The 25,335-nt window shown below is 73.0% G+C and carries 25 protein-coding genes; 11 read left to right on the top strand and 14 right to left on the bottom strand.

Translation table 11 applies throughout. From position 1 onward, the window contains the following. Positions 1 to 131 precede the first annotated feature (131 nt). Together ACFVS9_RS31270 and ACFVS9_RS31265 are read left to right on the top strand one after the other, a co-directional pair. Complete coding sequence (locus tag ACFVS9_RS31270; RefSeq protein WP_383113233.1) at positions 132 to 374, top strand: hypothetical protein; 243 nt, start codon at positions 132 to 134, stop codon at positions 372 to 374. 213 nt (positions 375 to 587) lie between these two features. Continuing rightward, positions 588 to 1,334, top strand: coding sequence for a DUF1838 family protein (locus ACFVS9_RS31265; protein WP_383113232.1), 747 nt, complete (start codon positions 588 to 590; stop codon positions 1,332 to 1,334). A 112-nt stretch (positions 1,335 to 1,446) separates the two neighbouring features. Here the strand turns inward: ACFVS9_RS31265 and ACFVS9_RS31260 are convergent, their stop codons facing one another. The 3 genes from ACFVS9_RS31260 to ACFVS9_RS31250 form a co-directional block, all read right to left on the bottom strand. Further along, on the bottom strand, positions 1,447 to 2,658 hold the full coding sequence (locus ACFVS9_RS31260) for a S8 family peptidase (RefSeq protein ID WP_383113231.1): 1,212 nt from the start codon (positions 2,656 to 2,658) through the stop codon (positions 1,447 to 1,449). Positions 2,659 to 2,948: 290 nt separating this feature from the next. Then, positions 2,949 to 3,905, bottom strand: a complete 957-nt coding sequence (locus tag ACFVS9_RS31255) for an SMP-30/gluconolactonase/LRE family protein (RefSeq protein WP_389937826.1) — start codon at positions 3,903 to 3,905, stop codon at positions 2,949 to 2,951. A 132-nt stretch (positions 3,906 to 4,037) separates the two neighbouring features. After that, positions 4,038 to 5,612 carry an SMI1/KNR4 family protein gene (locus tag ACFVS9_RS31250; RefSeq protein ID WP_389937823.1) on the bottom strand — a complete coding sequence of 525 codons (1,575 nt, stop codon included), beginning with the start codon at positions 5,610 to 5,612 and terminating at the stop codon, positions 4,038 to 4,040. A gap of 196 nt (positions 5,613 to 5,808) precedes the next feature. Between ACFVS9_RS31250 and ACFVS9_RS31245 the strand changes: the two genes are divergently transcribed. From ACFVS9_RS31245 to ACFVS9_RS31235, 3 genes are all read left to right on the top strand, one after another. Further along, complete coding sequence (locus ACFVS9_RS31245) at positions 5,809 to 6,120, top strand: trypco2 family protein (RefSeq protein WP_383113228.1); 312 nt, start codon at positions 5,809 to 5,811, stop codon at positions 6,118 to 6,120. Then, positions 6,110 to 9,058 carry a trypsin-like peptidase domain-containing protein gene (locus ACFVS9_RS31240; protein ID WP_389937820.1) on the top strand — a complete coding sequence of 983 codons (2,949 nt, stop codon included), beginning with the start codon at positions 6,110 to 6,112 and terminating at the stop codon, positions 9,056 to 9,058. The genes ACFVS9_RS31245 and ACFVS9_RS31240 overlap by 11 nt, the downstream gene beginning before the upstream one ends. Positions 9,059 to 9,218: 160 nt before the next feature. Continuing rightward, on the top strand, positions 9,219 to 9,896 hold the full coding sequence (locus tag ACFVS9_RS31235; RefSeq protein WP_389937817.1) for a class E sortase: 678 nt from the start codon (positions 9,219 to 9,221) through the stop codon (positions 9,894 to 9,896). 139 nt (positions 9,897 to 10,035) lie between these two features. Here the strand turns inward: ACFVS9_RS31235 and ACFVS9_RS31230 are convergent, their stop codons facing one another. Both ACFVS9_RS31230 and ACFVS9_RS31225 read right to left on the bottom strand, forming a co-directional pair. Next, positions 10,036 to 12,465 (bottom strand): glycoside hydrolase family 65 protein, encoded by a 2,430-nt coding sequence (locus ACFVS9_RS31230; RefSeq protein ID WP_383113225.1) that lies wholly within the window; start codon positions 12,463 to 12,465, stop codon positions 10,036 to 10,038. Continuing rightward, the gene (locus ACFVS9_RS31225) at positions 12,465 to 13,226 is read right to left on the bottom strand and encodes an HAD family hydrolase (protein WP_383113224.1); all 762 of its coding nucleotides are present in this window, start codon (positions 13,224 to 13,226) and stop codon (positions 12,465 to 12,467) included. The genes ACFVS9_RS31230 and ACFVS9_RS31225 overlap by 1 nt, the downstream gene beginning before the upstream one ends. Before the next feature lie 175 nt (positions 13,227 to 13,401). On the opposite strand from ACFVS9_RS31225, the gene ACFVS9_RS31220 reads away from it, so the two are divergent. Next, entirely contained in the window at positions 13,402 to 13,620 is a 219-nt protein-coding gene (locus ACFVS9_RS31220) for a hypothetical protein (RefSeq protein ID WP_383113223.1), read from the top strand. 134 nt (positions 13,621 to 13,754) lie between these two features. Here the strand turns inward: ACFVS9_RS31220 and ACFVS9_RS31215 are convergent, their stop codons facing one another. Beyond that, positions 13,755 to 14,591 (bottom strand): transglycosylase family protein, encoded by an 837-nt coding sequence (locus ACFVS9_RS31215; protein ID WP_389937813.1) that lies wholly within the window; start codon positions 14,589 to 14,591, stop codon positions 13,755 to 13,757. A 125-nt stretch (positions 14,592 to 14,716) separates the two neighbouring features. On the opposite strand from ACFVS9_RS31215, the gene ACFVS9_RS31210 reads away from it, so the two are divergent. Continuing rightward, on the top strand, positions 14,717 to 15,082 hold the full coding sequence (locus ACFVS9_RS31210; RefSeq protein WP_383113221.1) for a PH domain-containing protein: 366 nt from the start codon (positions 14,717 to 14,719) through the stop codon (positions 15,080 to 15,082). An 18-nt stretch (positions 15,083 to 15,100) separates the two neighbouring features. Here the strand turns inward: ACFVS9_RS31210 and ACFVS9_RS31205 are convergent, their stop codons facing one another. Together ACFVS9_RS31205 and ACFVS9_RS31200 are read right to left on the bottom strand one after the other, a co-directional pair. Further along, positions 15,101 to 15,835 (bottom strand): peptidoglycan recognition protein, encoded by a 735-nt coding sequence (locus ACFVS9_RS31205; protein ID WP_383113220.1) that lies wholly within the window; start codon positions 15,833 to 15,835, stop codon positions 15,101 to 15,103. 92 nt (positions 15,836 to 15,927) lie between these two features. Beyond that, positions 15,928 to 16,572, bottom strand: coding sequence for a ScbR family autoregulator-binding transcription factor (locus ACFVS9_RS31200; protein WP_383113219.1), 645 nt, complete (start codon positions 16,570 to 16,572; stop codon positions 15,928 to 15,930). Between the two features lie 105 nt (positions 16,573 to 16,677). On the opposite strand from ACFVS9_RS31200, the gene ACFVS9_RS31195 reads away from it, so the two are divergent. After that, on the top strand, positions 16,678 to 17,589 hold the full coding sequence (locus ACFVS9_RS31195; RefSeq protein WP_383113218.1) for a ScbA/BarX family gamma-butyrolactone biosynthesis protein: 912 nt from the start codon (positions 16,678 to 16,680) through the stop codon (positions 17,587 to 17,589). 26 nt (positions 17,590 to 17,615) lie between these two features. On the opposite strand, the gene ACFVS9_RS31190 is transcribed toward ACFVS9_RS31195, so the two are convergent. Continuing rightward, the gene (locus tag ACFVS9_RS31190; RefSeq protein ID WP_389937808.1) at positions 17,616 to 18,380 is read right to left on the bottom strand and encodes a glucose 1-dehydrogenase; all 765 of its coding nucleotides are present in this window, start codon (positions 18,378 to 18,380) and stop codon (positions 17,616 to 17,618) included. A 264-nt stretch (positions 18,381 to 18,644) separates the two neighbouring features. Here ACFVS9_RS31190 and ACFVS9_RS31185 point away from each other — a divergent pair, with 264 nt between their 5' ends. Together ACFVS9_RS31185 and ACFVS9_RS31180 are read left to right on the top strand one after the other, a co-directional pair. Then, entirely contained in the window at positions 18,645 to 19,553 is a 909-nt protein-coding gene (locus ACFVS9_RS31185; protein ID WP_389937805.1) for a zinc-binding alcohol dehydrogenase family protein, read from the top strand. A 154-nt stretch (positions 19,554 to 19,707) separates the two neighbouring features. Next, positions 19,708 to 20,784: an acyltransferase family protein gene (locus ACFVS9_RS31180; RefSeq protein ID WP_383113215.1), complete on the top strand. Its 1,077-nt coding sequence runs from the start codon at positions 19,708 to 19,710 to the stop codon at positions 20,782 to 20,784. Between the two features lie 51 nt (positions 20,785 to 20,835). Here ACFVS9_RS31180 and ACFVS9_RS31175 read toward each other — a convergent pair whose 3' ends face one another. From ACFVS9_RS31175 to ACFVS9_RS31155, 5 genes are all read right to left on the bottom strand, one after another. Further along, entirely contained in the window at positions 20,836 to 21,036 is a 201-nt protein-coding gene (locus tag ACFVS9_RS31175) for a hypothetical protein (protein WP_389937802.1), read from the bottom strand. Between the two features lie 192 nt (positions 21,037 to 21,228). Continuing rightward, positions 21,229 to 21,537 (bottom strand): SCO5918 family protein, encoded by a 309-nt coding sequence (locus ACFVS9_RS31170; RefSeq protein WP_389937799.1) that lies wholly within the window; start codon positions 21,535 to 21,537, stop codon positions 21,229 to 21,231. A 64-nt stretch (positions 21,538 to 21,601) separates the two neighbouring features. Continuing rightward, on the bottom strand, positions 21,602 to 23,164 hold the full coding sequence (locus ACFVS9_RS31165; protein WP_383113212.1) for a DEAD/DEAH box helicase: 1,563 nt from the start codon (positions 23,162 to 23,164) through the stop codon (positions 21,602 to 21,604). A 298-nt stretch (positions 23,165 to 23,462) separates the two neighbouring features. After that, positions 23,463 to 23,666, bottom strand: coding sequence for a cold-shock protein (locus ACFVS9_RS31160; protein WP_356535786.1), 204 nt, complete (start codon positions 23,664 to 23,666; stop codon positions 23,463 to 23,465). 305 nt (positions 23,667 to 23,971) lie between these two features. Continuing rightward, positions 23,972 to 24,316: a MerR family transcriptional regulator gene (locus ACFVS9_RS31155; protein WP_383113211.1), complete on the bottom strand. Its 345-nt coding sequence runs from the start codon at positions 24,314 to 24,316 to the stop codon at positions 23,972 to 23,974. Positions 24,317 to 24,659: 343 nt separating this feature from the next. Between ACFVS9_RS31155 and ACFVS9_RS31150 the strand changes: the two genes are divergently transcribed. After that, positions 24,660 to 25,244 carry a hypothetical protein gene (locus ACFVS9_RS31150; protein WP_389937795.1) on the top strand — a complete coding sequence of 195 codons (585 nt, stop codon included), beginning with the start codon at positions 24,660 to 24,662 and terminating at the stop codon, positions 25,242 to 25,244. Positions 25,245 to 25,335 lie beyond the last annotated feature (91 nt).

The following is a 25,335-nucleotide window of genomic DNA, read 5'->3' as shown; positions in this document are numbered from 1 at the left end:
CGTCGTCCCCCCGGCCTCCAGGCCATCGCGGGCCGGGGCGGCAGGACGGTTCGCGTGGAGTACCGCGTCCGTCTCCACCCAGTGGCCGTACGCCCATGGCGTGCGTGCCCCCAGGCGAAAGGAAGCGAAAAATGCTCACGACCCTCAAGAAGGCCGCGGTTGTCGGCGTCGGTGTCCTGGCGCTCACCGGTATCGCCGCCGGAGCGGCCCAGGCGGATGTCAGGCAGGGTGAGGACATCAAGGGCGTCGGCACCCTTGACGACTGCGGCGCCTGGGGCAAGGCCCTGAAGAGCGACGGCGTGATCGTGGACTACGCGTGCATGGTGGGCTCGGAGCCCCACACCTACGAGCTGACCCCCTTCTACGCGAGCTGAGCCCCCGCCGCGCGTGCGGGGCCCCCTCCGGGGGAGGCCGACGGCCTTTCCCGGAGGCCAGGGGCCGCGCCTTCCCGGCGTACCCCTTCGCGGCCGGCCACCCGGCCTCCGCGGTGGAGCGCGCCCACCGCGGAGGCCCGGCGGAGGCCCGTGGGGCACCGCCCGGAGCGTTCTCCGCCCGGCGGGGGTGGTGGCGGGCGCACAGTGGTCGGTATGACGACACCCGCAGAGCTGCTCCGTTCCCTCGCACGCACCCGCGCCTCGCTCGACGGCGAGGAGGTCACGTACTGGTGGTCGGGAGACGTGTACTCCTGGGCGCCGGACGAGCCCTACCGGCGCGTCTTCGGCTTCGAGGGACTCAACGTCGCACGTCTGGTCCAGGACCCCGAAGCAGGCCCGGACGCCTACCGGTTGCTCACCCGTGAGGCCGCCTTCTACCTCGACCCCGCCACGCGCGAGATCCTGGAGACCTGGCAGGACCTGCCCGTGACGCACGTGTGGAACGACCCGGCGAACCAGAAGTGGCGCCCCTTCCCGGTCCCGACGACCGAGCTGGGCGGCCAGGTCTGCTTCAGCCTGGAGATCCCGCTCGCCTACCCCTCGCCCCTGCCGGTGGCCCAGTACCCCGACCACTCGGCCGGCGACACGTACGAGGCGCTGGAGCTCTTCCAGTTCTTCGCCGCCCGCGCCGATCTGGCCGGTCCGGCTCCGAGCGTCCCGGCCACCATGTCCTGGACCCGCATGTCCCCGTGGCTCCCGTGGATGGCCCGAGGTCAGCGGCCCGGTGGGCTCACCTTCCACTGCCGGGGCCGCAAGCTCGCCTCGTACGCCGAGGTCCCGGAGCGCACCCGCGCCTACATCGCGGACCACCAGCCGGAGTTCGCCCACGCCCCGGAGCGGTGGAGCGAGCCGAACGAGACCAGCTGGACGTACTTCCGCAGGCTCAACCCGCCGCGGTGACCCGGTGGCCGTTCCGGGCGCGCCCGGAACGGCGTGGGCCGGGGGCACGTACGGGGGATCGCCCCGTACGTGCCCCCGGCCGTCCCGCGGTGAGGGACCGGTGGGGAGAGGACTACGGGACGAGCTTGAGGAGCTTGTTCGGCGAGCCGGTTCCGATGCCGGTGAGGACGCCGGAGGTGGCGCCGTTCACCAGTGCCGAGGCCACCGTCGCCGGGGAGGCGCCCGGGTGGCTCGTCAGGTAGACCGCCGCGGCGCCGGAGACGTGCGGGGCGGCGAACGAGGTGCCGCTGCCGGTGTAGGTCGCGCTGTCCGAGGTGTTCCAGCCGGCCGTGATGTCGGAGCCGGGCGCGAAGATGTCCACGGCGGGGCCGTAGTTCGAGTAGGAGGCCCTCGCGTCGGTCCTGGTCGTGGCACCCACCGTGAGGGCGGTGGTCACCCGGGCCGGCGAGTAGGAGGAGGCCAGGGCCCCCGCGTTGCCGGCCGCGATGGAGTAGGTGACCCCGGACTCGATCGACCGGCGCACCGCGTTGTCCAGCGTGGTGCTGGCCCCGCCGCCGAGCGAGACGTTGGCGACCGAGGAGGCGACGTGGTTGGCGGTGATCCAGTCGACACCGGCGATGACCCCCGCGGTGGTGCCGGAGCCGTCGTTGCCGAGCACCCGCACCGCGACGATCTTCGCCTTCTTCGCCACGCCGTAGGTGCTTCCGGCGACGGTGGTGGCGACGTGCGTGCCGTGGCCCGCGCCGTCCTGGGCGGTGCTGTCGTTGTCGACGAAGTCGTAGCCGTAGGAGGCGCGTCCGGCGATCTCCTGGTGCGTGATGCGCACGCCGGTGTCGAGGATGTACACGGTCGCGCCGCCGCCGGCCGTGTCCGGGTAGGTGTACGTGCCGCTCAGCGGGAGGCCGGCCTGGTCGATGCGGTCGAGGCCCCAGGGCGCGCTCGTCTGGGTGGCCGTCGAGTGGACCTTCTGGTCCTGCTCGACCGAGGCGACCGCCGGGTCGGCGGCGAGCCGCTTGGCCTCGGTGCCGCTGAGCTTCGCGGCGTAGCCGTTCAGCGCCGACGTGTAGGTGCGTGTGACCGTGCCCCCGTGATCGGCTATCAGCTGCTTGCCGCGTGCCGCGGAGGCCTTGAACCCGGCGGTCGGCTCCAGCGTGACGATGTAGCTCCCGGGCACCGCCTCGGCCGCACCGGCGTGCAGGACTCTGCCCTCGGGCTGGGCCGCCTGGGCGGGTAAGGCCGCACCGGCGCCGACCGCCAGCGCCACGGTCGTGGCGGCCGCGATCGCCGTGGCGATCCGCCTCTTGGTGTTGCGCACTGCTGCCATCGAGAGGTCCTCCTCGAACGGTGGCGCGCCAGGGGTCCGACGCGCCGGGGGATGCGGCGTACGGGGTTCGTACGCCGCGTCCGACGATGGCGTGGGGTGTCCGGGCCGGGCAAGGAAACCCCGCAGGCTGTCATGGTCGCGCCATACTGTTGACGGCGCGTCCATCCGGCGTCACACACGGCAACACGCGCTTCGCACGGGGTCCACGATCCCGGCGCGGCCTCACCCTCCGTCAGGTACGGCCGCACGCACGACAGCCGGGGACCGGCCACCGCCGTCCCGGGCCCGGTTCAGCGGGCGGTGTCCAGCCAGGGCCTGCGCCCCGGACCGGTCGGGTGGGTCCCCGTGACACCCATGACGACCGAGTAGAGGCTGGTCCCGGCCGTGAGGAAGAGGCGGTTGCGTTTCACGCCGCCCCAGGAGATGTTGGCGACCGTCTCGGGCACGACGAGCCGGCCGATCAGCGTGCCGTCCGGGTCGTAGCAGTGCACCCCGTCGTCCATGGCGGCCACCCAGAGCCGCCCCGCGTCGTCGAAACGGATGTTGTCGAACCGGGCGGCCTCGCGGGCCCCGGCCTCGGCGAACACCGCGCCGTCCGACAGCGTTCCGTCGTCCCGTACGTCGAAGACCCGGACGAGGCCCGCCCCCGTGTCGGAGACGAACAGCCTCCGTTCGTCCGCCGAGAAGACCAGCCCGTTCGGCGCGCCGAAGCAGTCGGCGACCAGGCGCACCTCACCGGTGGACGGATCGGCGCGGTAGACGTTGTTCGAGCCGATCTCGCTCTCCGCGCGGTGGCCCTCGTAGTCGCTGGTGATACCGAAGTCCGGGTCGGAGAACCAGATCGAGCCGTCGGACTTCACCGTCGCGTCGTTCGGGCTGTTCAGACGCCTGCCCTGCCAGCGGTCGGCCACCACCGTCACCGTGCCGTCGTGTTCGGTCCGCGTCACCCGCCGGTTGCCCTGCTCGCAGGTGATGAGCCGCCCCTCACGGTCCAGGGTGTTGCCGTTGGTGTGCCCCGCCGCACGGCGGAAGACGCTCACCGCGCCGGTCTCCTCGTCCCAGCGCAGCAGCCGGTCGTTCGGGATGTCGCTCCAGACCAGCTGCCGCCAGGCCGGCACGTAGACGGGGCCCTCCGCCCAGCGGCAGCCGGTGTACAGGACCTCGACGGCGTCGTCGCCGCTCGCGCACCGCCCCTCGCGGAAGCGGTCGTCGAAGCTCTCGTAGAGGCCGGGGTGCTCGCTGGTCATGGACATCCATCCCTTCGGCGGACACCGAACGCTTCGGCGTCCGCCGCAGACTGCGGGACGGCACGGCGGGAGATCAAGTGCTGACCGGGTGTGCCGGGGACAGCCGTTCGACCCCGCCTTCCGTCCCGCGCGTCACCCTCCGCCGGTCTCCACGGAGCCGGTGAGCCGGAAGGCGTGGGCGGTGTCGAGGCCGAGGCGCGCCGACCAGGCCAGGGCCTCGTCGAGGGTGGAGCCGGTGTCGGTCACGCGGGCGGCGGCGAGGCCGGGTGGCGCGCCGCCCGCGTCCAGCAGCGTGTCCCACTGGCTCCGGGTCAGCGAGAGGTAGCGGAGGCCGTGGAGTTCGGACAGGACGGCCGGATCGGGCGCCCCGGCCTCCGAGAGGTCGAGACCGTGCAGGCGGGGGACGGTGCGCAGCGGGGTCAGATCGACCGGACCGGCCGTGACGAGGCCGAGGGACGCGAGGTGCGGGTGGCCCGCCAGCGGGGCCAGACCGCTGCCCCCGTCGAGGGTGACGCGCAGCGACTCGACCGGCAGTTCACGCAGGGGTGTCAGGTCGGCGGTGCTGGAGCGGTTGAGGTGGATGCTGCGCAGGCCGCGGGCCGCGGTGAGGGGCCGGAGGTCGACGGGGCCGTCGGCGTCGTTGATGTGGACGGCCTGGAGAGCCTCCGGGACCTGCTCGGGGACGCTGCCGATGATCTCCCGGTGGCCCCGGGCGCGGCCCGGCTCGCGCACCCGCAGGTGGCCCTCCCCCTTCTCGTACGCCCCCTGGTCCAGCAACTCCAGGTAGCGGCCCAGGAGGGAGGTGACCGAATCGGCGACGTGGACCGGCCCGCCGTCGTGGTCGCGGCCGGTGCGGATGATCTGTCCCGGCCGGCCGTGCCGGGCCGGAGCCATGTCCACGGCCAGGTAGTTGCCGTCCTCCCCGGAGGCGAAGCGCAGCCAGCCGGGGTGCCCTCCGCAACGCCGGACGGTCTCGGCGGGGTCCGCGTCGAGGATCACGGCGTCCCATTCGAGGCCCCAGCCGGCCCAGGGCTGTTCGGCGGCCCCGTAGGCGGTGCTCGCCGTGACGAGGTGTTCCAGCGGGAGCCAGGTGCTGCCCTGGAACAGGTAGCCGGGACGGGGGCCGGTGCGGTCGCCGTCCGCCAGCGCGTACAGCGCCCTCAGGTCCTCGGGCAGGCGCCTGCCGAGACGTCGTTCGGCCTCGTCGATCGCGGCCGCGGAGGCGGGCGGGGGAAGCTTCTCGGGGTGCCCGAGGACGGCGGCACGCCGCTCCATGTAGGCGCGGAACCTGGCCACGGCCAGCTCCGGGTCGCCCGCCGGTCCGGCCGTACCGGCCTCCTGGCGCGCGCCGGGCCGGGACAGCCGGGCGGCGGGGTCCAGCACCACCCGGAACCCGCTGCCCGAACCGGTCACCCGGTGGACGGCGTCCTCGCAGACGACGAGCCGGTACTCCCCCGACGGCCGCGTCCGCAGTTCGAGGCTGAGGGCCTCCCGGCCGCGGTCCTCGGACAGGGCCGCCGTCAGCGCCCGGAGCTCCGGGTGGAACCGCGGCAGAGACACGCCCGGGGAGCCGTCCGCGCGGAGGTAGCCGCCGGCCAGTGACATGCCGCCCCGGTCGGCCCGGCAGTGCAGCACCGCCTGGGACCAGCCGGCGGGCGCCTTCGCCGCCAGCACCTCGACGACGGCCCGCACCCGCTGTTCCACCATGCTCCGCTCCCCTGCCCGCCGTCTCCGGTGCGGCCGATCACCCCGGCCGGCGCACCGCACCCATCGCCTCCGGGCCGGCCCGGAGCGGCCCGGACCCGCGGGAGCTCCGCCGGCTGGACGTCCCAGGGGGCTCGTGCGTGATGATGTGGGCCTGTTCCAAGGGTAGTTGGCGAACGAGTCTGTGGGGGATCTGGTTGTGAACGATGCGGTCGAGCTGGCGGACATGATCGTGCAGCTGCGTCAGGAGCTGAGCCGTGCCATGACCGAAGGGGAGGACTCCGGTCTGCGCTTCAAGGCGGAGCGGGTCGAGCTGGAGCTGACGGTGGGCGTGGAGCGGAGCGTGGAGCCGGGGGTGAAGGTGCGGTTCTGGGTGCTCGACGCCGGCGCGGCGGCGAAGCGTTCGTCCGCGGTCACCCAGCGCCTCACCCTGACCCTGCAACCGGTGCGGGCGGACGCCCCGGACCGGATGGCGCTGATCTCCGGGGACGAGCTGCTCGGTGAGGACTGACCGGGCGACGGGCGGCCTGGACCCGCACCGCATCGCGGAGATCATCGTCACCACGGCCGCCGGCGGGCGGCGGCGCGGTTCCGGCTACCGGGTCGGCGACACGGTGGTGCTGACCGCACGGCACGTGGTGGCCGGAGCCGGCGGCGTACAGGTGCGCTTCGACGCCGACCGGCCCGGGCAGTGGTCGGCGGCGGCGGAGGTGGCCTGGTCGGACGAGGGGACCGATGTGGCGGTGCTGGCCTTCGCTCCCCCGCAGGGCGTGGCCGCCGTACGCCCCGTGCCGTTCGGGCGGGTGGACGACGACCGTCACGCCGTCGTCGCGGTGCACGCGGCCGGATTCCCGCTGTGGAAGCGGCGGCGGGGGGCCGACGGACGGCAGTTCCGGGAGCTGCACCAGGCGGACGGGACCGTCGCGGCGCTGTCCAATCTGCGCACCGGCACCCTGGAGATCACGGTGCGGGCGGCCGCCGCGGACCCCGACCCCGAGGTCTCGCCGTGGTCGGGGATGTCGGGCGCCGCCGTGTGGTCGGGGAGCCGCGTCGTCGGCGTGGTCGCCGAGCACCACCGGGGGGAGGGCATGGCCCGGCTCACCGCGGCCCGGATCGACCACGTCCTGGCCCGGGTCTCCGCGCCCCGGCGGGCCGAACTGGCGCGGCTGCTCGCCGTCGACGACCCGGAGGCGCTGCCCGGCGCGGGCCGTTCCGGCGGCCCCGCCTCCAGGGCCGTCGGGCTCCCGGTCGCCCACGGCCTCGAACTGTTCAAGGACCGGGTCGAGGTACGGGACGCCATCGGCCGCCACCTGGCCGATCCCGCGGTCCGCATGGTGACCGTCACCGGCCGCCGGGGCATGGGCAAGAGCTCCGTCGCGGCGAAGGTCATGGAGACGCTGGAGCAGGGGGAGTGGCCAGGTCGGCCGAGGGCGCCGCTGCCCCGGGGCCTGGTCAACCTCAGCACCCGTACGTCGGGCGTCTCCCTGGAACGCCTCTACTTCGACTGTGCCGAGGCCCTGGGCGGCGACGAGAGAGGACGGCTGCTGGAGGTCTGGGCCACGGAGCGGCCGCTGCGGGACAAGATCGGTGAGCTGTTCGCGGCGATGCGCGACGACCTGTTCGTCATCCTGATGGACGACCTGGACGACCGGCTCCAGGACGACGGCGGCCTCGACCCGGAGGACGAACTCGCCGTGTTCCTGGACTGCCTGTTCCGCACCCGGTCCACCCCCCGGCTGCTGGCCACCTCCGGAATCCCGCCGCGCCTCGCACCGGAGCTGCGCCGTTTCGCGGTGGAGGTGGAGCTGTCCGACGGGCTGCCGCCCGCCGAGTCCGTCGCGCTCCTGCGCGAACTCGACCAGGACGGCAGCATCGGCGTGGGGAACCTGTCCGACGAGGAGCTGCTGGAGGCGGCCGTCCATGTGCACGGCGTCCCGCGCGCACTGGAGCTGCTCGTGGGCGTCATGGCGGACGACATGCTGACCCTGCCCACGCTGCGGGAGGTCCTGGAGGACTTCGCGCTGCGCGGCGACGTGGTCGCGGGCCTCGCCCAGGACCGCTACCGGCGGCTCGGCCCCGACGGCCGCACCGTGCTGAACGTCCTGGCCGTGCTCCGTACGCCCGTGCCCCGGGAGGCGGTCGAGTGGGTCGTGGCGGGGCTCGACCCCGGCCTGGCCGTCGGCCCCGTCCTGTCGGGGCTGCTGCGGACGCGCATGCTCTCGGTGGACCGTGCCAGCAGGACCTTCGCGCTGCACCCGATGGACGCCGATCTCGCGTACGGGGCCATGCCACGGGAAGGTTCCCTGGGGCGGCCGGCCGTGGAGCGCCGCGCCGCCGCCTGGTACGCGCGCACCGCCCCACCGCGCCAGGACTGGAAGGACCTGGACGACGTCCGGACGCACCGGCGGGCCTTCGACCACCTGGTGCGCGCCGGGGACATGAACGGCGCGGCCCGCGTACTCGGCACGATCAGTGAGTGGCTGGTCTGGCACGGCTCGGTGCTCGCCGCCCTCTCGATGCATCTGACGCTGGAGGACCACGTGACCGAAGACAGTGCCCGCCTCGCGCACCTCGTCAGCTTCGGGCAGGCCCGCCTCAGCGGCGGCCCGCTGGCCGACGCGGAAGCCCTGTTCACCGAGGCGGCCGCTCTGGCCGAGGACCTCGGGGACCGGCAGGCCCTGCAGAGGGCCCTGTTCGGCCTGGGCGACGCCCGGCGGCAGCTCGGCCGGCTGGAGGACGCCATGGAGCCGCTGTCCCGGGCCGGTGACCTCGCCCGGGAGAACGGCGACACGGAGGCCGAGGTGCACGCCCTCCTGGACGTCAGCCTCGCCCACAGCACCCTGGGCGACGGCAAAGCGGCGCTGGCGGGCGCGGACCGGCTGCACGCGCTCGCCCGTACGTCCGGGGACATGCTCACCGAAGCCCGTTCGTACAACGCCCGCTTCACGGCCCTGCTGACGCTGGGCCGCTGGGAGGAGACCGTCGAGGCGGGCGAGAAGGCGGTGCTGGCCTACCGGGAGGCGGGCATCCAGGAGGCCACCGACTACGCGCTGAACGCCAAGGGGGTGGCCCTGCTCGCGCTGGGCCGCCCGGCGGAGGCGCTGGAACCCCTCGAAGGGGCGCTGCGCGCGGCGTCCCAGATGGAGAACCCGCGTACCGAGGGCGTCTGCCTCTACAACACCGCCTGGGTCCACTGGGCCGGGGGACAGTACGCACCCGCGGCCGAGGCGGCCGAGCGCGCGGCCGTCTCGCTGCGGATCGCCGGAGCGGCGGAGACCGCCGCCGCGCAGGCGCTCGCCGAGGCGGCCACGGCGCTCGCACGGCCGGAGCCCGACCCCGGGGCGGCGGCCGACGCGCTGGTGCGGGCCGCCGGAGCCACCGGACGCAACGTCGAGATGGTCCGGCCGGCCTGGCTCGTCGAGGAGGCGGACCGCCTGCGCGGAGCCTGAGGCGGCGCGGGCGGCCGCCCCGCGGGAACGGTCACCGCTCCCCCTGGCGGAGCTCCCGGCGCACCCGACGCGATCGGGTGAGCGGTGGTGTACTGGAGGGGTGCGGGCCGCGCTGCACGGCCCGCCCCAGGCACCACAGGCCAGTGATCCGGATCCCGCCATGCACCCTTCCCACAGACTCCGAGGCGTTTCCCGAGCCCTCACGAGCGCGGCCGCCGTCCTGCTCGTGGCAGCGGGACCGGCCGCGGCGGACGCCGCCGCGCCTGCCCCCGCCGTGGCGGCGTCCGCTCCGGCCACCGGACTCCCGTCCGGCCGGACCACTCCGCGTACGGAGACGGCCGAGCTCACCGTCCCGTCGATCGGCGTGAAGGACCTGCCCGTCGTCCCGTACCGGGGGACGACGGACGACGGGCCGGGGACCCGTGTCCAGGACCGCGGTGTGGCCGCCAGCCCCTACGGCCCGCACGGCGGCGTCGGCCCGGGCCTGACCGGGAACTACCTGGTGACGGCCCACCGGATCTTCGCCGGAGGCCCGCTCCGCGACCTGCCGTCGCTGGCCCGGGGCGGCACGGTCCTCGTCACGGAGGGCGGCACGGTGTACGAGTACCGGATCACCGGCACCCGGCGGACGTCCTTCCGGTCCGTGCGCTCGCTCGCCGAGCAGCGGGCCGAGGTGCCGGGCAAGCCGGGCGAGAGGCCGTCCCGGGCGATGATCACGCTCTCCACCTGCGCCACCCCGGAGGACGACGCGGCGGGCAACTTCTGGCGCGACGCCCACCACAATCCCGAGCACCGCATCGACAAGGTGGGCGTGCTGGTCTCCTCCCGCCCGGCCTGAACCCGGACCGGTCCGCGTGCGCGGCACGGTGCCAACCGGCCCGCCGCACCGGTCCGGACGGCCGGACCGGTGTGAACAGGGCGCCCCGGAAGCCCGGTACGGGATCGACGGCCTCACCAGGCGGACGGAAAGCGGACGTTCACGATCCCCCGGGCATGTCCGTCGGCAGCTCCAGCCACCGTGCCGTGCCCGGGTCGACGACGTACGCGCTGCCGTCCAGCCTGACCCGGACGCCCGGCCGCCCCGAGTCCGGCACGGCGATCCGCAGCCGCTCCGCGCGAAGGCGCAGGTCCACGTCCCAGTGCCGCCGGAAACGCAGCCGCATCCGGAACTTGGAGAGCTGGGGCAGTGTGGCCGGAGCGAGCCACAGGGCGTCGTCGCGGGTCTCCAGCCCCGTCATCCCGCGCTGCACGAAGTCGAGGGTGCCCGCCATGGCGCCCAGGTGGATGCCCTCCTCGGTCGTCCCGCCCTGGATGTCGGCCACGTCGCCGATCAGCGCCTCCTCGCAGTACGCCCAGGCGTCGTCGCGGTGCACCCTGGCCAGCACCCAGGCGTGGACGAGGGAGCTGAGGGTGGAGCCGTGGCTGGTGCGGCGCACGTAGTAGTCGACGGTGGCCCGCCATGCCTCGTCGTCGAGCCCGTGGCCCAGCCGGCGGAACAGCGCGGCGAGTTCCTTCGGGGAGAAGAGGTAGCCGAGCATCAGCACGTCGGCCTGCTTGGACGCCTGGTAGCGGTTGACCGTGTCGTCCTCCGCCTCCAGGATCCGGTCGAGCCGCCGGATGTCGCCGTACCGCTCCCGGTACCCCTCCCAGTCCAGCTCCTCCAGGTCTCCGTATCCGGCGAACTGGCTGATGACGCCCTGGTGGTGGGGCACGTACAGCCGCCGGGAGACGTCGTCCCAGCGCTCCATCTCCGCCGGGTCCATCCGGATCCGCTCGAGGAGCTGCCGGCACCGGCTCCCGGGCAGGTCACGGCAGAGCTCCCCGGCCCGTGCCAGCACCCAGGCCGCCGTGACGTTGGTGTACGTGTTGTCGTCGAGCCCCGCCGTCGCGGAGTCCGGGTAGGCGTCGTGGTACTCGTCGGGCCCGACGACGCCCCGGATGCGGTACCGCCCCAGGGAGTCGTCCCACTCGGCGCTGTCCGCCCAGAAGCGGGCGATCTGCATCAGCATCTCGGCGCCCTTGGAGTACAGGTACTCGGTGTCCCCGGTGGCCTGGCAGTACTGCCACACGTTGTACGCCACCGCCGAGCCGACGTGGTGCTGAAGACGGGAGCGGTCCGGCAGCCAGCGCCCCGAACGCGGGTTGAGGTGGACCTCCTGGGTCTCCTCACGCCCCTCGTCGGCGCTCTGCCACGGGTACATCGCCCCCGCCCTGCCCGCCGCACGGGCGGCCGCGCACGCCGCGGGGAGCCGGCGGTGGCGGTAGTCGAGCAACCCCCGGGACACCTCAGGGAGATGGAGGTTGAGGAAGGGCAGGACGAACAGTTCGTCCCAGAAGACGTGCCCCCGGTACGCCTCGCCGTGCAGGCCCCTGGCCGGCACCCCGACATCGAGTTCCGCGGTGTGCGGGGAGAGCGTCTGGAGGACGTGGAAGAGGTGCAGCCGCAGGATGCGCCCGGGCTCCCCCGGCACCTCCAGCTTCACCTGCTGCCACAGGTCCGCCCAGGCCCGGCGGTGCGAGGCCAGCAGCCGCGCGTACGCCGGGGCCGCGCCCACCGCGGACACGGCGGCCCGCAGCGGGCTGCCGATCGCCGGGTCGCGGGAGGTGTAGAGGCCCACCGTCTTGTCGACGACGGCGCCGCAGCCCGGGGCGACCGGAAGCAGCAGCGTCTGGTGCACCGCCCGGGGCAGCTGCTCCGGTTCGGCCCGGTGGTCACCGTCGTGTTCCGGGCCGCAGGAGGCCACGGTGCGTGCGGCGAGGGCGACGCCGATGTCCGACTCCACCGTGCGGCAGCGCAGCCACACCATGGAGCCCGGCTCCGTGCCGGTCTCCCAGCCGGTCAGGTGCCGGTCGGCCAGTTCGCTGTAGCGCGCGACGCCGCGGTTGCGGACGTCACCGTCGATCCCCGCCTCCACCTCCAGCTCGCCCGACCACCCTTCCACGCTGAACACCGTGTGCAGCGCGGCGAGATGGGGATCGCCCATGTGCACCAGGCGTTCCTGCTCCACCGTGAGCCGGCGCCCTGCCCCGTCCTCGTACACCGAGCGGCGGGTCAGCGTCCCGCCCCGCAGGTCCAGCGACTGCCGGTGGTCGACGAGGAAGACGTGGTCGGGGGTCAGCCACGGACCGGGCCGCGTGCCGCCGGGGCGGATGCGGTAGCGCAGCGGCAGCCAGTCCGGGAGGTTGACCATGTCCTCGTTCTCGACCTGGCGTCCCTGGACGGAGGAGGTCAGCCGGTTGTAGCAGCCCGCCACGTACGTACCCGGGTAGTGCGTCCCTCCCGCAGGGGTCTCGGGCGCGGCTCCCCGGGTGGCGAAGTAGCCGTTGCCGAGGGTGCACAGCGCCTCGCGCAGACGCTCCTTCTCCGGCTCGTACCCCTCGTACGCCCAGGTCCAGCCACGCGGCATCAGTCCTCCCCGGTGATCAGCAGGTCCCCCGGATCGGCCACCACGAGGTCCGCGCCGTGGCGGCGCAGGTCCCCGGCACCCTCGGGGCTGTCCGACCGGTCCACGCCGACGACCAGTCCGAAGCCGCCCCTACGGCCCGCTTCCACCCCGGCCAGCGCGTCCTCCACCACGGCGGTCTCCCCGACCGGGACCCCCAGGCGCCGTGCCGCCTCGGTGAACAGCGCGGGGTCGGGTTTGCCGGGCAGTTCCAGGCGGCGCGCCTCGTTGCCGTCGACCACCGCCGTGAACAGGTCCAGCAGCCCCGCACCCGCCAGCAGCTCGGTCGCGTGCCGGGACGCGGACGCGGCGGCGAGCGGCACCCGCGCGTCGTGCAGTACCCGCAGGAGGCGGACCGTCCCCGGCCACACCGCGATCGGTTCGGTGCGCAGGCTCCGCGTGAACGCCTCGTCCTTGCGTGCGGCGACGGCCCACACCGTCCCGGTGCCCGGGGGGTCGTCGGGGCGTCCCTCGGGGAGGTCGATGCCCCTGGACTCCAGGAAGGCCGCCGCACCGTCCCGGCGTGATCTGCCGTCGACATGGCGCCGGTAGTCCTCCGCCTCGTCGAAGGGCGGCTGGCCGTCGTAGGAGGCGAGACAGGCGTCGAACGCGAGTTTCCAGGCCGCGGCGTGTGCCGGAGCGGAGTCGGTGATCACCCCGTCGGTGTCGAAGACGACGGCGTGCACGGAGAGCAGGACTGCGGCCGGTGACGGTGCGCGTGCCATGACCGGGTGGTCCCTTCGTCGAGGCGTCCCCCGCTCCATGGCACCAGGTTCCGGCCGGGACCGCCCCTCGTGGCTCGGGCGCGGGTCCCCCGGCGCCCGGAACCGGCTCGGGCGCGAGCTCCGGTGAAAAGTCTGTGATATTCCTTGATGCGCCTTTCGGTACTACCGTAAAAGCATGACCAGAACCGAGCGTCAGACCGGCCGGCGGACGGCGGAGTACGTGTGCCCGGCCTGCGAGCAGCCCGTCGCGACCGTGCTGGCGCGGCACAAGACTCTCGGCATCTTCGTCCCGCAGTGGGGTCCCGGGCCGTGTCACCACCCTGAGTGCCGCCGCTACGAGGCCGATTCCGGGAAGGCGTCCGGCGCGCGGGGCGCGGGCTCCGTCAGCCGCTGAGCGGGGGCCGGCACCGTGGCCGGTGTGGACCGGCGGGGCTTGGGGGGACACTGCTCGTCACTCCTCGGACCGTCGCGGTTCGGACGTTCGCGTTCAGGCGTTCAGGGGGGCGGGGATCCGGGGAGCCCGGATGCTCAGGCCTTCAGCTGAAGGCGCTGACCGGGGAAGATGAGGTGCGGACCCTGGTCCAGGACGTCACGGTTCATCTCGTACAGCGCGTGCCAGCCACCGGACACGTCCGCGCGCTCGGCGATCACCGACAGGCAGTCCCCCGGCTGGACGACGTAGGTGTCCGCGTCGACGAGGTCCTCGGAGTGGTGCGTCACGGTGCTGTCGTCGTCGTTCGCGCTGCCGGAGACGGAGGTGCCGGACGAGGAGGCGCCGGACGGGGAACCGCCGGAGGACGAGCTGCCGGAGGACGAGCTGCCGGAGGAACCGTTGCCCGAGCCGCCGGACGACTGGCGCTGGGGGGCGCTCTGCGCGCTGTCACCCGACGAGGAGTGCTTCCCGGAGGAGGAGTGCGACGTACCGCTCGCGCCGAGGCGGCCGCAGGTGGGCCAGGCGCCCATGCCCTGCGAGCGGGCGACGCGTTCACCGACGGCGATCTGCTCGGACCGGGTGGCGAGGTCGGCGCGGGGTGCGTACTGTCCGCCGCCGTAGGCCTTCCAGGTCGAGGGTGCGAACTGAAGTCCGCCGTGGTAGCCGTTGCCGGTGTTCGTGTTCCAGCGGCCGCTGCTCTCGCACTCGGCGATGCGGTCCCAGTCCGTGCCCGTGGTGACCGCCGTGACGGTCGGCGCGACGGCGGCCCGGGCGGGGGCGGCCAGGGCCGGCACCGTCCGGGCGGGGGCCTTGGCGGGGGCCTGGGCGGGGGCGGCGGCGGCGCGGCCCGCGAGGCCGAGCACGCTCAGGAGGACGAGCAGAAGGGCGAGCACCGATTCGACGGGCCGCTTGGCGAGGGGTGATGCCGGCATGACGGTATTTCCTCCGCTGTGCTCCGGGAATGTGCGAGGGCACGAACAGATAAGCCGCCGATATTCTTTTCTTCGGGCTTCGACGCGTCCGACGTCCGCACATTCACTCGGGTGGAGGGTCTCCCATGGCACTGTTCGGTAACGCGCACACCGTCGATCCGGCCGCTGCGCAGCGTGACTACGCGCGTCTGCTCGGGCCGGGCGAGCAGGTGCACGCCGCGTACCTGCTGATCCGCGACACGATCCTGTTCACCGACCGCAGGCTCGTCCTCATCGACAAGCAGGGGATCACCGGCAAGAAGGTGGAGTACCACTCCATTCCGTACCGGAGCATCACGCACTTCGCGGTGGAGACCGCGGGAACCTTCGATCTGGACGCCGAGCTCAAGATCTGGCTTTCCGGTTCCTCCACCCCGATCCAGAAGACGTTCACCAAGGGCGTCGACATCTACGAGGTGCAGGCCGTCCTCACCCAGTACGTCGCCCGGTAGCCGGCCAGGGGCGCCCGGTCAGCGCGCGCGGTCCCGCAGTCCGGCCATCTCGGCCCGGATCGCGGGGAGTCGGGCGTAGAGCGCCTCGCCGGGACAGTACGTCTGATAGGTGTCGCGGTGGCCCGCCACCGCGTGGAGGTAGACCACCTCGCCGCGCTTGTAGCGGCTCTCGCCGTTCGTCGAGACCATCCGCACGATGCCGCGCGGGTCGATGCTCCGGTCCAGCTTCCAGGCGCCGACCTTCGCGATCCCCTCGATGAGCGCCTTCGGCACCGGCACACCGGCGTCGAAGGTGCCGAGGGCCGCGATCCCCACACTGTGCGCGTTGAACCCGGTGGTGTGGGCCCCGCGCACCGAGCGCCCGACCCCGCCCGCCCGGCCCTCGTAGATGGTCCCGCAGCGGTCGACGACGAAGTTGTAGCCGATGTCGTCCCAGCCCTCGCCCTGGACGTGGGTCCGCTCCATCGCCCGGAGCATCTCCGGGGCGTCGGCGCAGTCGTATCCGTTGGTGTGGCCGGTGTGGTGGACGAAGACGGCCTTCACCGCCCCCGTGTACACCGCGTCCTCCCTGACGAGGTTCTCGTCCGCGTGCCACTGCGCCCGGCTGACGATCGCGGGCCGCGGGACCCCGGCCGGCGCCGCCCGCTCCGCCGTCGCGCCGTCGGGCGTGGCCGGCCGCACCGGCGCGTCCCTGAGCACCAGGAAGGCCAGCGGCACGACCATGGCGCACACGGCTGTTCGGCGAAGCCACATAGGGCCACCATGCGCGCCGACCAGCCCCTTCGCAGGCACCGGCGCCCGATCGGGTGACGCCCGGCAGCGCGGTCCGCGGCCGCCCCCGGCGGTCAGGAAACGGCGACCGCCCGCTGCTGTTCGATGATGCGTGCCGCGCGGTGCGGGGAGGTGTCGAGCCGGGCGAGCACGCCCGGGACCGCGTTGTTGGGGAGGATGAGCTCGAAGAGGGCGGAGATCTCCGCCACCAGGTCGGGCGGCTCGGCCATGGACTCGGTCACCAGCTGGACCCCGGTCCACGCCCCCACGAAGAGCCGGGACGTGGCGCCCGGATCGACGTGCGGAAGGAGCTCGCCGCGCTCCTTCGCCTCGGTGAGGATCTCCGTGCCGAGGGCGATCCAGTCCGGCCAGCGGGTGCCGAAGAGTCCGCGCGCCCGTGGGTCGACGGAGAGCCTGATCGAGGCGCTGAGCAGGGGTTCCCTGGGCAGCCGGTAGGCGAGCAGGAGGGCTATGTCCACCCATTCCTGGAGCTTGAAGGTCTGCGGGGTGACCCCGTCCGAGGTCACCGCCTCCTGGAGGACACCGCGGGCCAGCTCCTCCTTCGACGTGAAGTGGAAGTAGAGGGCGCCCCTCGTCAGGCCGGCCCGGTCGAGGATCGCGGCGATCGTCGCGGCGTCGTAGCCGTGCTCGTCGAACACCTCTGCCGCGGCTTCCAGGAAGATTCTGCGCGTGCGGATCGCCCGTTGCTGTCGTGCCAACTCGCGCTCCCCTTGAACGTGGCCTGACGCTTCTTCAAAAAGTACCGGTGAACCGGTATCATATCAGCGCCGTAATGACCATTTTGCGCCATGTCCGGGAGGGCCGTGCCCGACATACCTGCTGTTCCGCACCCGCCGCACACCACGGCGGAGGACCTGCACGGGGTCCCTAAGGAGTACGTCCACCTGGGACGTTCCGACATGGTGTTCCTGACCGCATGGCGAAGACGGGAAGATGGCGAGTTCTCGCTCTCCGCGAGATGGCCCGCACCTCTTTCCGGGCTCCCGTACGACCCCCGGGTGCTCACCCAGACCATCCGGCAGAGCGGCCTGGTCATCGCGCACGCGGCGTACGGCGTCCCTCTCTCCGATCAAACCCTGCTGCACTACTTCGACTTCACCGTCACTCCCGGGTTCGCCGTGCCTCCCGGGGGATCCGGCGACCTCACCGTCGAGGTGTCGGTCACCGAGCCCAAGAAGCGTGGCCGGACCGTCAGTTCACTCGGTATGGACGTCCGTGTCCACCAGGGCGGCACCATGATGGCCAGAGCCGACTCCGAGTTCGGCTGGATCTCTCCACGCGCCTACCGCAGGCTGCGCGGCGACCACCTCGCGGTCGACTGGAACGCCTGGCCGCTGCCCGCTCCGGTCGAACCCCGCACCGTCGGACGGCCCGCCCCGGCCGATGTCGTCCTGGCCCCCGGCGACCGTCCGCTCCACTGGCGACTGCGCAACGACGTGGACAACACGGTGCTGTACGACCACCCGGTCGACCACGTCCCGGGGCTCGTCCTGATGGAGGCCGCCCACCAGGCCGCCAACGCCGCCGTGTACCCCGACTCCTTCGAAGCGACCACCGTCACCAGCGCGTTCGAGCGGTACGCCGAGTTCGACCGGCCCTGCTGGATCGAGGCGGAGATCCTGCCCGCCGCCCCCGGTGAGACCTCGGTCCTGGTCACGGCGACGCAGGATGAAGAAACGGTCTTCCGGGGCCGGCTGAGCGGCCCCCGCGGCTAGGACGGGGCCCGGGGGCCGGGATTCTCCTACTGGTTGACGAAGCCGCCGTCGACCGGGAGGACCGTTCCCGTGAGGAAGGGGCAGCGGTCGCTGAGCAGCCAGGCCACCGCGTGGGCGACCTCCTCGGGCTCGGCCGTACGTCCCTGCGGGGTACGGCTGTTGACCATCTCCTCCAGACCCGGGTTGCGTCCGAACCAGTCCGCCGTGATCTCGCTGCGGGTGGTGCCCGGCGCGACGGCGTTGATCCTTATGCCCTGTTGGGCGTACTCGTCCGCGGCGGCCCGCGTCAGCCCGACGACCGCGTGCTTGGCGGCTATGTAGGGCGCGGCCGCCGGTATGGCCACCAGCCCGCCCACACTGCTGTTGTTCACGATCGAGCAGCCCCCGGAGTTCGGCAGCATGGCCGCGATCTCGTGCCGGAGGCAGTTCCAGACGCCGCGCACGTTCACCTCCATGACCGCGTCGTAGACGTCGTCCCCCATGAGGTGCAGAGGGGTCCGGTCGCCGCCGAGGCCCGCGTTGTTGAAGGCCGAGTCCAGCCGGCCGTACGTGTCGACCGCGAAGCCGACGGCCCGGGCCGCGTCCTCCGCCACCGTGACGTCGCAGACGACATAGGAGGCTTGAGCCCCCTTGTCCGTCAATTCCGCTACCAGCGAGGCCAGTCGGTCCTCCCTGCGCGCGGCCAGGACGACCGTCGCGCCTTCCGCGGAGAACACCCGGGCCGCCGCCGCACCGATACCGCTGCTCGCCCCGGTGATCAGGACGACTCTGTCGTGGAGAAGATCGCTCATGGCCGCAGTCTGGCAGGCCACCAGGGCCCTGACCACGGCTGATTCCCGACCGCGCGGTCCTGCCGGAACGCGCCGCGGCTGCGGTGCGTGCGGGCGGGCCGGGCGTTACGGCAGCGGCTGCCCCTTCCATGCCCCCGGCCCCGGACGCAGAGTCACAGCCATAACAAACCGTTTGTACTGTTTTTGCCCTGGTCCTCACAAAAAGACCGACACCGGAAGGCGGGACCCCGGGTGCCCGCGGGGGCTCGCGCGGTACCGTGCGGCATGCTCGCCATCCAGTTCGACCGCTTCGGTGGTCCCGAAGTCCTGCGCCCCGTGGAACTGCCCGCTCCGGTGCCCGGCCCCGGGGAGCTGCTCCTCACCGTCGAGGCCGCGGGGGTGAACTTCGCCGACACCCATCAGGTGGACGGCTCCTACCTCGGCGCGGACGCCCTGCCCCACGTCCCGGGCAGCGAGGTCGTGGGCCGCACCCCGGACGGCAGGCGGGTGCTGGCCCGGGTCTCGCACGGGTACGCGGAACAGGTGACCGCCAAGGAGTCCGCCGTCCTGGAGATCCCCGAGGACCTCGACGCCGCCCGGGCACTCGCCCTGATGGTGCAGGGGCTGACCGCGTGGCACCTGCTGCGGTCCTCCGCACGGCTGCGCGAGGGCGAGAGCGTCGTCGTGCACTCGGCGGCGGGCGGCGTCGGCAGCCTCGCCGTCCAGCTGGCCCGGGAGTTCGGGGCGGGCCGGGTCCTCGCCCAGGCGTCCACCCCGGCCAAGGAAAGGCTCGCCCTGGACCTGGGCGCGGACGCGGTGGTCTCCTACCCCCTCGCGCGGAAGGCCGACGTCGTCCTGGACGCCGTCGGAGGCGAGCTCTTCGACCGGGCACTGGACTCCCTGGCGTCCTTCGGCCGGCTGGTGACCTACGGCAACTCCGCCCGCACCGGCTTCACCCCGGTCGACCCGGCCCGCCTCGGCCGCCTCAACGCCTCCGTCGTCGGGTTCTGGCTGCGCCCCGCCCTCAGCGCTCCCGGCGCGGTCGGCGGCCCGCTCAAGGAGCTCTTCGCCCTGACCGCCGAGGGCCGCCTCAAGCCCGTGACCGGCAGCAGCTACCCGCTCACCGACGCCCGCCGCGCCCACGAGGACCTGCTCGCGCGCCGTACGACCGGAAAGCTGGTCCTGACCCCCTGAGCAGGGCGCCGGAGGCCCTGCCGGCCGCGCCCCGGGGGCGGGGTGCGGCGGGGCGCCGGACGCGCGCCCGCCGGGCTCGCGCGCTCCGTGACCGCGCCTCGCGGGGCCGCACCGTGCCCGACGGGGACCGCCGGAGAGCCCTTAGGGTGTCCGGATGCCCTCGCTGACCTCACGCCCCACGGGGCCGGACGCCGCAGGGGACGGAAAGCCGGTCACCCCGTCGGCCCGCCCCGGCCGTGACCCGTTCTTCGACAACGCGAAGTACCTGGCCATCGTCCTCGTCGCGGTGGGGCACTCCTGGGAACCCCTGCCCGGCAGCGGGCGCGTGGTGGAGACGTTCTACACGTTCGTCTACACCTTCCACATGCCGGTCTTCATCATCATCGCCGGATACTTCTCCCGCGGCCTCGAACTGCGCTCCGACCGGGTGTGGAAGCTCGTCACCGGCCTGGTGGTGCCCTACGCCGTATTCGAGATCGCCTACACCGTCTTCGAACGCCTCACCGGCTCCCCGCAGTTCCCCCTCAGCCCCCTCACCCCCTACTGGCTGCTGTGGTTCCTGCCCGCGCTGTTCCTCTGGCGCCTCACGACCCCCTTCTGGCAGACCGTCCGGTGGCCCGTCGCGGTGGCCCTGGTGATCGCGGCCATGGGGGCGGTGACCAGCAACATCGGCGGGGACCTCCAGCTCCAGCGGATCCTTCAGTTCCTGCCGTACTACGTCCTGGGCCTCCAACTGCGCCCCGCCCACTTCGACTTCGTACGGCGCCGCGCCGTGCGCGTCGCGTCCGTGCCGCTCTGCCTGGTGGCCCTGGCGGCCGCCTACTGGGCGGTGCCGCGCACCACGACCTCGTGGTTCTTCCGCCGGTACGGCGCCGAGCAGCTCGGTTCGCCCGCCTGGTCGGGAGCCCTGGTGACCCTGTTCCTGTTCGGCTGCGCACTGGTGCTCAGCGCCTGCTTCCTCGCCTGGGTGCCGAACCGCAGGCTGTGGATGACCGCGCTGGGCGCGGGCACGCTCTACGGCTACCTGCTGCACGGCTTCCTCATCAAGGGCGCGGTCAAGCTCGGCCTCTTCGACGCGGCCGTCGTCTCCACCCCGCCGGGCCGCGTCCTGGTGTCCGTCGTCGCGGCCGTCATGGTCACGGTCCTGTGCACCCCGCCCGTCCGACGGGTGTTCCGGTACGCAGTGGAGCCCCGGCTCGACCGGGCCAGGAAGCCTGTACCGGCCTCCTGACGCCCGGACCGCGGCCTCGGCCCCGTGCGCCGGCGTGCCCCGTGCCGGGGCTCAGCCGATGACGTGCGTCGTGCCGAGGACCGTGGCGTGCTCCAGGACGTCCTCCAGCGGATCGTCGACCTGCCCCGTCGCGATCAGCGCCACCTGCGGCCCGTTGTGCGAGCCGGTGTGGGTCTCGTCGGCCTGGGCCGCCCCGGCCGGAAGCACCGACGCCAGCACGGCCGCACCGAGCACGGTCAGCCTGTTCCTCATGTCGTCCCGTCCTCTCGCCGGCCGCACGGCCCGCACGGCCCGCACCGGAACGATCTTCCCGGCACGGGCGCGGGGGACGGCGCGGACACGAGCCCCGGGCGGGGAACTGTTACAGACGTTCCGGCCCCGGCGCACCGCACCCCCGGGCCGGACGGGCCTCGGGGGTGCGGTGTGCGGGGCTGTGCGGCGGGATCAGACGTCGCCGGGCGTTCCGAGCAGGGCGGACGCGTTCTCCAGCGGGCTGAGGGGCGCCGCGGGGGCGGGCACCTCCGCCGGCCGGCAGGTGAAACCGAGACGCGTCAGCGCCCGGGTCACCTCGCCGGCGGTGAAGTCCCGCCGGTCCTGGCGGGTGATGATCTCGCCCACCTGCTTGACCGGGTAGACACGGCGGCTGATGACCACCGCGTCACCGGTGACGGGTTCGGGCTTGACGCCCTTCATCGATTCCTCCACCTCGTTCTTGAAGAGGTCGAAGGGGAAACGGGCGATGACACAGCGCATGGTGCCTCGTCAAGATCGTCGGGGAAGGCGGGAAGGGAACCGGCCGGGAGTCCCGGCCGGGGGACTACGCGGCCTTGTTGGCCCGGCGCTGCGCCGCGGCGGCACGCGCCTCGGGCGTCGCCGTGTTGGCGTTGGAGCGGCGCCCCTGGCCCGGCCGCGCGCCGCGCCGGCCACGGGGACCGGACCCGCCGCCCTTGCCGCGCTCCGCCACCGGCGAGCTGATCGTCACGGGCACGCCCGAGGGCGCCTGGGCCCCCGTGATGCGGTGCAGCTCGGCCTCGCCGGAGCGGACCTGGGCGACCTGCGGGGTGATCCCCGCGTCGGCCATGAGCCGGGTCATCTCGCGGCGCTGGTTGGGCAGCACGAGCGTGACGACGCTGCCGGACTCACCGGCGCGCGCCGTACGGCCGCCGCGGTGCAGGTAGTCCTTGTGGTCGCTCGGCGGGTCGACGTTGACGACGAGGTCGAGGTTGTCGACGTGGATGCCGCGGGCGGCGACGTTCGTGGCGACCAGGACCGTGACGTGGCCGGTCTTGAACCGGTCCAGGGTGCGGGTGCGCTGCGGCTGCGACTTGCCGCCGTGCAGCGCGGCCGCCCGCACACCGCTGTGCAGCAGGTGGTCGGTCAGCTTGTCCACCGCGTGCTTGGTGTCCAGGAACATGATCACCCGGCCCTCCCGGGCCGCGATCTCGGTGGTCGTGGCGTACTTGTCGGCGCCCTGGACGTAGAGCACGTGGTGCTCCATCGTCGTCACCGCGCCGGCGGCCGGGTCCACCGAGTGGACGACCGGGTCGTGCAGGTAGCGGCGGACCAGCAGGTCGACGTTGCGGTCCAGGGTGGCCGAGAACAGCATGCGCTGGCCCTCGGGTCCGACCTGGTCCAGCAGCTCGGTGACCTGGGGCATGAAGCCCATGTCGGCCATCTGGTCGGCCTCGTCGAGGACGGTGATGGCGACCCGGTCGAGCTTGCAGTCGCCACGCTCGATGAGGTCCTTGAGCCGGCCCGGGGTGGCCACCACGACTTCGGCGCCGCCGCGCAGCGCGCTGGCCTGACGGCCGATCGACATGCCGCCGACGACCGTGGCCAGCCGGAGCCTGAGGGACCGGGCGTAGGGGGTGAGCGCGTCGGTGACCTGCTGGGCCAGTTCCCGGGTGGGGACGAGGACCAGGGCCAGCGGGCGGCGCGCGTCGGCGCGGTTGCCCGCGGTACGGGCGAGCAGGGCGAGGCCGAAGGCGAGCGTCTTGCCCGACCCGGTGCGGCCACGGCCCAGGACGTCCCGTCCGGCGAGCGAGTTCGGCAGGGTGGCCGCCTGGATCGGGAACGGCACGGACACGCCCTCGGCGGCCAGCGCCGCCAGCAGGGGCTCCGGCATGTCCAGGTCCGCGAAGGCCTCGGCGGCCGGGAGAGCGGGGGTGATGGTCACCGGCAGGGCGAACTCACCCGTGACGGCGGAGGAGCGGCGGCCGTGGCCGCCGGAGCGCTTCGGCCCGCCGGAGCGGCCCTGCGCGCCGGGCCGGCCGCCGGACCCCGCCGAGCGGAATCCGTTGGCGGTCCGGCTGCCGGCGGATCCGCCGGAGCGCGTCCGGGAAAATCGGTCGTTCGTGCGAGATGTGCGATCGCGGTTCAATGCTGAACCCTTCCCTCGAATGGCACGTATCGAGGGATTCTTTCCGGGCGGCTGCAGCCATGTACGGCGCCAAGAATCGCAAGAACGAGCCGGTGAAATAATGAAGAACGAAGTCCGTCCGCCGGGTTGACCGGTCGAATTCGGCACTCCATATGACTGCAAATGACCGCCGTACCGTGACCCGTACACGCCGGGAATTACTTCTCGGTGCACCGGCCACGGCACGGCCGGGAAAAACGCAACGAGCTGGGGCCCGCACCCCAAGGTGCGGGCCCCAGCTTGTCGTACTCCTGAGCGATCAGGCGGGGGTGATGTTCTCGGCCTGCGGGCCCTTCTGACCCTGCGTGACGTCGAAGTTCACCTTCTGGCCCTCCTGCAGCTCGCGGAAGCCCGTGGCGGCGATGTTCGAGTAGTGGGCGAAGACGTCAGCGCCGCCACCCTCCTGCTCGATGAAGCCGAAACCCTTTTCCGCGTTGAACCACTTCACGGTGCCGGTAGCCATGTCATATCTCCTTCGGGGCGTTGCCCGTGGGCTCACACCGTGCGAGCCCTACGTCGCCGCAAATGATTGCCCCGACCGGAAGAGACCGGAAATACAAAAGTGCGCCCGCCGGAGTGAAACCGGCGAGTGCACTTGAAGTTTTGGGAACCACAACTGCAACTGAGATCAACCGTAGCACGATTCGGGCACAAGTGAGCTGTACGTCATATCACTACGCCGTCGCTCCACCGCGCAGGACATAAACCCTCACCGCTCATTACGCGCATTTCTGTGCCCGCCGAAACAGATATGCGCCCGCGCACCGGTCAGGAATCGGCTCCGCCGCGGCCCGCGCCGGGCCTGCGCAGTTCCTCGTTGAGGCGCAGCGCCTCTTCGAGCTGGTCCTCCAGGATCACGATGCGGCAGGCGGCCTCGATCGGTGTGCCGCCGTCGACCAGCTCGCGGGCCCGCGCGGCGATGCGGAGCTGGTAGCGCGAGTAGCGCCGGTGCCCGCCCTCGGAGCGCAGCGGGGTGATCAGGCGGGCCTCGCCGATGGCCCTGAGGAAGCCTGGCGTCGCACCGATCATCTCGGCGGCCCGCCCCATCGTGTACGCGGGGTAGTCGTCGTCGTCGAGACGGTCCGTGGCATGCGACGGGGACTCCGGGGGCATCTGCACCTCTTCTGCTGCGCACCGGGCCACTGATATGGCCTGGCTGCACGAGAAACCCTAGGCGTACGGATAGGTCATGTCTATTGCCGCCGGAACAGGTTTCCTCCGCCCCCGGCGTCGCCCGGACGCCCGGCCCCGCCGCACCGTGTCCGGCCGGGGCCGGCCGCGGCGACACGGCCGGCCCAACAGGGCTGACCGACCGGTCAGTTGTCCGCGGACCGGCGAACGGTCATACTGCACGCGTAGCCCTTCACGCATCCCCCGTCGTGAAGGGCTACATTCACGCGCGGCCGCCGACGCCGGCCCCTGCCCGCGCGGTACGCGCGACCAGGAAGCACACGGCATGAGCGACACGGACAGGACCACCACGGCGGCCCGCGCGGTCACGGACGTCCTACAGCCCCGCAACGTGCTGCTCGTCGGCATGCTCGCCGTCGGGCTGGCCTCCGCGGGTGACTGGACCGGGCTCCCCTGGGGCTTCCTCGGCGCCCTGTGCGCGGGCCTCGTCCCCGCCGGTTACATCGAGTGGGAGCGCGGGCGCGGCACCTGGGGCGACCGCCACGTGGTGGACCGGACCCAGCGGGCGCCCATCTTCCTGGTGATCCTGGGCTCGATCGGCACCGGTGTGCTGATCATGGTCCTGGGACACGCCCCCGTCGGCATCCTGATCGCGATGATCTCGCTGTGGGTCATGACGACCGTGCTCCTCGCGGTCAACACGTTCTGGAAGATCTCGGTCGACTCGGCGGTCGCCTCTGCGGTGGTCGCCCTGCTCAGCGTCGTCCACTCCCCGTGGTGGCTGTGCGCGGGTGTTCCCGCCCTGGCCGTGTGCTGGTCCAGGGTCGCGCTGCGTTACCACTCGGTGGCCCAGACGGTCGCGGGGGCCGCCGCCGGGGCCGCGACGGCGGCCGGCTTCCTCTTCGTCTGACCCGCCGGGACCGCGCGGCCCGCTCCCGTCGCACGGACACCCCGGACGGCCCCGATTGCGGGCCCGTCCGGGAGCCGGTTACGTGGGACGA

The organism is Streptomyces sp. NPDC058008, assembly GCF_042886395.1.
In the GTDB taxonomy this organism is placed as follows: Bacteria; Actinomycetota; Actinomycetes; order Streptomycetales; family Streptomycetaceae; genus Streptomyces.
This window is presented reverse-complemented; position numbering and strand designations above follow the sequence as displayed.